This is a genomic window from Planotetraspora phitsanulokensis, from assembly GCF_016863295.1.
Classification (GTDB): Bacteria; Actinomycetota; Actinomycetes; order Streptosporangiales; family Streptosporangiaceae; genus Planotetraspora; species Planotetraspora phitsanulokensis.
In genome coordinates this window covers 1-7208 of sequence record NZ_BOOP01000065.1, presented here as the reverse complement: position 1 = coordinate 7208, position 7208 = coordinate 1, and the positions used below count along the sequence as shown (strand labels likewise).

The 7208-nt window shown below is 67.7% G+C and carries 3 protein-coding genes; all 3 read right to left on the bottom strand.

Annotation, left to right across the window (positions count from 1 at the left end):
* Positions 1 to 642: 642 nt before the first annotated feature.
* Positions 643 to 2646: a ThuA domain-containing protein gene (locus Pph01_RS42200; RefSeq protein ID WP_204078895.1), complete on the bottom strand. Its 2004-nt coding sequence runs from the start codon at positions 2644 to 2646 to the stop codon at positions 643 to 645.
* Between the two features lie 80 nt (positions 2647 to 2726).
* Positions 2727 to 6665 carry a ThuA domain-containing protein gene (locus tag Pph01_RS42195; protein WP_204078894.1) on the bottom strand — a complete coding sequence of 1313 codons (3939 nt, stop codon included), beginning with the start codon at positions 6663 to 6665 and terminating at the stop codon, positions 2727 to 2729.
* Positions 6666 to 6875: 210 nt separating this feature from the next.
* Positions 6876 to 7208: ROK family protein (locus Pph01_RS42190; protein WP_204078893.1), on the bottom strand; the 333-nt coding region annotated here is incomplete at its 5' end.

The following is a 7208-nucleotide window of genomic DNA, read 5'->3' as shown; positions in this document are numbered from 1 at the left end:
AGTCTTCGCGAACCTGTTGACATCGGTCGCAACGCTGCTGCATGCTGACGACCACTCGGATCGTATAGGAAAGGTGACGGATGCTAGCCATCCTGCACCATCGCGGAACCGCCCGCCAGCGCCCTACTTCGACCACCTAAAGCTCCCCTGAGCATGCTCGACGTCCTGCTCGGTTCGCCACCGGGCCACACAAGGACCGAAGGACTTCTCGACTGACTGAAGACCCAGTACGGCGCGGCGTACTCGTGAGGCCGGTCTGCGGGGCGGCGCCCGCGACAGCCCGGCAATTCGACCAAGGGTCACCGTCATCTTCCTCCCCTCCGATCGCGGACGCATCCGTTCTCCGCGTCGCGGAACGCGTTCTTTCATTTCATTCGGCCGGCTCATCACGACCTCGCGATCGGCCTCGGTGATCGCCCCTGCCGGCGCAACCGCCGTCGGCCTGGACCCAGTGTTCGAATGCCGCCTGCAGGGCGTCGACCCGACCGCATCACCGCTCCCTTCGGAGGATGGGTCACGTGCGGCACCTACCGATGTTTCGTCGATGATCACGAGAAGGTCGTGCATGAATCCGCGATAGTGGTGCGCTCCAGCGTCAGCGCGGCGGGAGCGGCGATCCACCGCCCCCGCCGCGTGAACGGGTCAGCGGTTGCGGTTGAGGTTCTGCATCCACTCCCGCAGCTCGCGCGCCTGCCGCGCGAGCTCGGAACGCGCCGCAGCGTCGCCGGAGGCCTTGTCGTTCGCCAGGGCGACGATCGAGTTCAGCGCCGGGATGGCGGTGGTGTAGTTGGTTGCCAGGTAGCTGTCCCGCGCGATGTCCAGGGCGGCACCGGCGGCGTCCGCGGCGGCCGCGGTCAGCAGCCCGGCCGCTCGGTCGGCCTCGATCAGCAGGCTGGTCTCGCGGTAGGACGAGCAGTTAGCGCCCTTGCGGCCGGCGGTCGTCTCGATCCCGCCGAGGATGATCCGCATGAACGAGTCGTCGTAGTACTGCGTCCGGAAGTGGCCGAGGATGGTCGAGAACGCCTTGCCACCGTCCCAGTTCTGGCACCACGCGATCGGGTGGTCGCCGTTCATCAGTTGCAGCGGGTTGGTGGCCGCGTTGCCGCTGTTGAGGCTGCGCTGGTAGCTGTCCTCGTTGAGGCTCAGCAGCGTGTGCACGTCGGCCCGCATGTTGCGGTCGAAGTTGTAGAGCTCGTCGACCGTCATCCACCGGGCAGGGAGATGCGCGGTCGCCGGGTGCGTTTTGTCCTCGGTCACCACCTCGGTGTGGATGCAGCTGCCGCACTGGCCGAACCCGTTCTGGCCGTTCGGATGGCTGGTGAAGAACCCACCGACGAGGTTGCCGTACCACGGCCAGGTGCCGACCTCGAACGAGTCGGCGGCCCCGTGGATGCCGACATAGCCGCCGCCCTGGTTCATGTAGGCCTCGAAGTTCGGCTGCTCGGTGATCGGATTGAGCGGGCCCGGGTGCCCGACGTTGGACTCGAAGACGATCGTGTCGTACTGCTTGAGCGTGTCGAGGCTCAGGAACGGGCTCGTGGGCAGCGTGACGGTCGAGAGTTGCGGGTCGTAGACGTCGACGTTGAAGTTGTGCGCGATGCCGAGCTTCTGGATCGCGGCCACGGTGTGCGGGATGTGGTCGTGCCGGAATCCCGTCGTCTTGGAGAAGATCAGGACGTTGTAGTCGGCGTGCGGGTTGTGCGGGAGCGGGGCGAGCACCGGGTCCGGGATGAACTTCGGGCCCTCCGCGGGCTCAGACTTGAGGCCCGTCGCGGGCTCCGGCGCGGGCCTGCCGTTGAGCTGGTCGATCAGGTAACGCGCATCGCCCACGAGTGTGTTGCGGACCGGGCCGTGCGCGATCCGGGCGTTGGCGATCGAGACGAACTCGTTCAGGACCTGGCGCGCGGGCTTGGCCGAATCGGCGTCGGCGAGCGCCTTCGCCTGGTCGAGCTTGGCTTGGAGCGCCGCGCCGACCTCCGCCGGGACGCTGCCGGCGGTCACGAACCGGGCGATCAGCGTGCCGACGTCCGCGAACGATGTCGTCACGATGAACGTCTGCGTGTACTTCGCGCTGTTGGAAGCAGCATCAGAGAGATGCACCGCGAGCGTGTGCACGCCGAGCGACAGGTCGGAGGTCTGCACCGGCAACGGCGGGACCAGCTTGCCGTCGAGGTACATGTTCAGCACAGCCACTCCGCCCGAGCCGGGAGTGGGGTCCGTGCGCGTCGGGATAAGTGTGGCGACGTGACCGACGTGACCGTCGGTGATCGCCGGGTACGACGCAGCCGGCGCGCGCGTGTCGATCCGGACCGAGATCGAGCGGAACGCCGCGACGTTTCCGGACGTGTCGACCGCGCGGTACCGGACGCTGGTGTTGCCCTCCTGCGTGATCACCGCCGACGCCGTGGCCGACGCCGGCGCCCCCGCGACGGGCACGTCGATGTAGGCGGCGCCGCCGTTGAGCGAGTACTGGAACTTGTCGATGCCGACGTCGTCGGTCGCCGACATGTTCAGCGTCACCGAGTCGCGGTACCAGTTGTTCTGGCCGGTCGGCGCAGAGGGCGACAGCGTCGCCACGTTGATCGTCGGCGGGGTCGTTTCCTGTGCCCACGACGGTGCCGCGGGGATGAGTGCGGCCGCTGTCACGCAGGCGGCCACTACCGATGTGCGAAATCTTCTTCGCATTAGTGTCTTCTCTCTCTCTTGCCGCTATACGGGCGGGCTCGCTAGCTGCCGATGCCCGTGCCGACGAACTCGGCCCAGTTGAGGTTGAACAGGTTGCCGCCCGTGGCGCCACCCGTGACCGAGCGGAACACCAGGAACAGCTCATGCGTCCCGGACATCGAGACCGGGGACGTCTGGCTCGTCCAGGTTCCCGTCCCGCCGGTGGACACGAGGTTGGCCGTCGTCAGGATCGGCCCGGTGATCGAGTCCTGACGGACCTCGATCGCCGCCAGCGGCGACCCGGGCGTGCGGCCGGTCGTCGCGTCCGCCACGCGGAACGTGATCGAATCGATGTTGGTCAGGTTGAATGGGCCGTTGAGCTGGAGCCAGTCGCCCGAGCCCAGGCTGCCGCGGTGCACGCCGACGCCGCCGTCGCCGCCGTCGGTGTTGGTCGCCGTGTTGGTGCCGGACTGGTTGACGACGAACTCCACCTCCTGGTGCTTCTGGCGGATCTGGTGCTGGCTGGTCGTGGTCAGCTGTGGGACGTCGCCCGGACCGCCGTGGTCGGTGTAGCGCGCCTGGATCACGCCGGAGACGTTGCCGCCGTGTGAGACGTCGTCGGCGATCGTGTGGAGCACGCCCGAGCAGCCGTTGACGGACTCCTCGGCGTGGCCGTGCGTGTCGTGGCCGAGCACGAACGTCACCTGCACCTCGGAGCAATTCACCGTCCCGTCCTCGGGGTCGGTGACCGTGACCGAGAACGGGATGTCGTCGCCGAACGCGAACGTCCCGCCCTCCACCGGCGTATTGACGACCACCGTCGGGCTCGTGTTGCCCACGGTGATCACGGTGCTGGTCGAGGTTTGCTTGTCGGACGAGTCGAGCACGGTCAGCACGGCCGTGTAGCGGCCGGACTGCGTGTAGGTGTGTGTCGGGTTCGGGTCGGTCTCGATCGCCGAGCCGTCGCCGAAGTTCCACTCGTAGCGGATCGAGTCGCCGGGATCCTCATCCAGCGAGCCGGCGCTGGAGAAGTTCACGGTCAGCGGCGTTGAGCCGTCGGTGCGGTCCGTGGTGAGCACGGCCTTCGGCGCGCGCTTGCCCTTGACGTACTCCCACTTGTACATGCCCGCGTCGGGGCTGATGACGTTGAACCCGTTGCCGTAGGTCAGCATGTAGAACGCGCCGTCAGAACCGAACTGCACGTCCATCGGGTTGTCGCACTCGAACCGGAACCTGCCTGCCCCGGCGTTCGCACGGCTGCCGCAATCCAGGAAGTTGTTGATCTTCTGGATGTGGTTGTTCTGCTTGTCGAGCTTGACCTCGCGCAGCGTGTCCTGCGTCCACTCGCTGATGATCACCGAGTCGTCGTAGTACGGCGGGAACTTGTTAGGGTTCGGGTTCTTCGCGTCGTAGTGGTACTTCGCGACCCCGTGCGGACCGACGCCGCCGGTGTAGAGCTCGGGGAACAGCCGCGGGCATTCGGTCGTCGAACCGGGCGCGATCGGGCCCGGGGTCGGCGCGTAGTAGGCCTCGCACGGCGTGCCGAGCGGCGCGCTCGTGTTGTTGTCGCGGTAGGAGTACCAGATGTCCGGGTCGCTGACCGGCGGGACGTCCCTCAGGCCCGGCTCGACCGACGGACCGCCCTCAATGTTCCACAGCGAGTCGTTGCGCTGGGTCGGCCCGTCGCAGTCGAACTTCCGAGGCGGGTTGTTCAGCGGCGTGCCCGGGGTGGTGGTGCCGGGCGCGAACTCGTGGAAGTTCCACTCGTAGTGCGCGAGGTCGCGCTTGTAGCACGTCGGCCAGCCGTAGTTGGACGGCTTGCGCACGATCTCGTAGCGGCCGGTGCCCGACGGGCCGTGCGAGCGCTGCGGTGTCTGGGCGTCGGGCGAGTAGTCGCCGATGTAGGCCACGTCGTTCTCGTCGACCTGGATCCGGAACGGGTTGCGGAAACCCATCGCGTAGACCTCCGGCCGCGTCTTGTCCTGCGGCGCGCCCGCGACCAGCGGGAACAGGTTGCCCGACGGGATCGAGTAGGCGCCCGTGCCGGAGCCGAAGTCGACCTTGTTGGCGTCGGCGGCGGAGATGTTGCCGTCCTTGACCTTGATCCGCAGCACCTTGCCGCGCAGGTCGTTGGTGTTCAGCGCGCTGCGGCGCGAGTCACCGGTGAGCCGCTGATACCAGCCGCCCGCCTGCGCCGTGTTGGTGGCGATCGCCGGCGTGGCGGTGCCGGTCAGGCCGGCGCCGTCGGCGGTGATCTGCGGCTGATCGGACTGCTGCTTGCCGCGGCGGAAGAACACGTTGACGTTCGACGTGTTGACCGGGCCGCCGCTGGTCTGGATCTCATCCGCCTCGATGTTCGAGAGCGCCTCGAGCGCCGCGTCGATCGCATTGCGATCCGCGTTCCACGCGATCGGCTCCGTCGTCTGGCCCTCGAAGGTCAGCGTGAACGTGCCGCCCGTCGCGTTGGTGACGCGCACGGTCTGCTGCTCGTCGGTCTTCTGCGAGTTGTACGGCCCGTAGCCGCCGCCGTTGATGCCGCCCGCGGGCGTGTCATCGCCGGTGACCATCCAGAGGTTGCCGTGCTTGTCGAAGTCGATGTCGCCCGCGACGTGGCAGCACTCCTGGCGGTTGACCGGTACGCGCATGATCTGCTGCTCGGAGCCCATGTCGAGGTGCGCCGGCGTGCTGTCGGTGGCGTCGACGAACTTGAAGCGGCTGAGCTGGAAATAGCCCACGTAAGGATCCCACGCGGTCTTGGACGCCGCCACGTCCGGCGGGGTGGTGTTCGGCGTGATCTGGGTGACGACCGATCCGTCGCTCAGCTTGACGTCGGTGACCTCCTTCGCCGAGTAGTAGAGGTAGACCCACTTGTTGGTCGCGAAGTTGGCGTCGACCGCCGGGCCATAGAGCCCGTCCTCGCCCGCGGAGTAGATCTGCTGCGTCATCGGCAGGCTCGGATCGGCGAAGTTGGCGACGACCGTGGTGACGCCCGTGGTCGAGTCGTGCATGCGCAGCGAGCCGAGGCGGTCCGTCTGCAGAACGCGGCCGTCCGGCAGCTGGTCGAAGCCGATCGGCTCCTGCAGGTTCGGCGGCGAGCCGATCTTCGTCTGCTGGTAGTTGGCCAGCACGGTCGCGCCGCAATCGCTGTAGACCGGGTCGGCCTGGCCCGCGGCCCAGCCGATCGCGCCCTTGAGGTGCTTGGTGAGGCCGGCGTCGAAGCTCGCGGCCGTGTTGCCCAGACCGGTGTAGAACGAGCGGCCGCCCTGGAAGTCCTTACACCACGACACCGGGTGATCGGCGCCCATCGTGCCCCCGGCGATCCCGTCGAGGTCGGCGCCCTGCGGCTGCGGCCCGAACGGGTCCTCGACGACGGTGGCGAGGACGTGTGACACACCGCGGACGTTCTTCGCGAAGTTGTACCAGTTGTCGGTCCGCGACCAGAACTGCGGCAGATCCTTGCTCGCGTCGTGGACGCGGTCGGCGACCTTCACGTCACCCGATTGCACGTCGGTCCTGCCGGACGCACGCGTCCCCAGGATGTCAGTCAGGAACGACCAGGACTCGTCGGTCTCGACCGCCGAGCCGACGCCGACGAAGCCGCCGCCGTCGCGGAAGTAGCTCTCGAAGTTCGCGCGTTGCGCGTCCGTGAGCGGGCTCGCGTGACCCGTGTCCAAGAACACGACCGCGCGGTACTGCGCCAGCTTCTTCTCCGTGAAATGGTCGCCCACGTCAGCGGGCCCGGGCGCCACGACCGTGAAATGACCGGTTCTGGCCGCATCCCGGATCGCGGCCAGGCCGGCCGACGACACCGCGTCCTGGGTGCTGCGCACCACGAGCACCTTGAAGCCGGCGTCTGGTGGTGCGGGCTTGGCGGCAGGCGCGGACGGCTGCGGCAGCGCCGCTGCAGCGACCTTGAAAGCGGGCTCAGCCGCCGTGGCGGCCTCGGCGCTCACCAGCGTCGGGAGGAGCGTGATGAAAGGGGCGATGAGGGCTAAGGCCATCGTGGTCGCGGTGCGACGTCTCGGGCGTCGTCCGTTTTCTGGCGGGGCTGCGTGGAGCAGCCTGGCCCACGTTCGATGACGTGGTGACATGAAAAACCCTTCCTGACTGGGGGGATGTCAGGCAAGGCGCGCGCCGCCGCGCTTGTTGCCACTTGGTGGTAGCGGATATTGCGGTTGCTGGAGAGTGCCGTCTCCAGGTCTGTGGGGCCGTCAGTAAGGTGCCGGCCTGGGTAAATCCATGATCGTGGTCGAGTCGTCGATGATGTGGTTGATCACCATGCTCGCCGCGCCACGGGAGGCGGCGCCGAAGCCGAGCGTGGAGGCGACGAATCGGCACTGGGCGGCTGGAGCTGCCACCACGAGCCGTTGCAGCTGATCTTGTGCGTGTGGCAGCAGCCACTGGGCCAGCGAGGCGAAATAGCCTCCGATGACGATCACTCGCGGGTTGAACAGGTTGGCCAGGATCGAGCCACCGAGCCCGAGCCACTCGCCGACCTGTGCCACCGCCATCGTCATGCGCCGGTCGCCAGAGGCCAGGCCTCT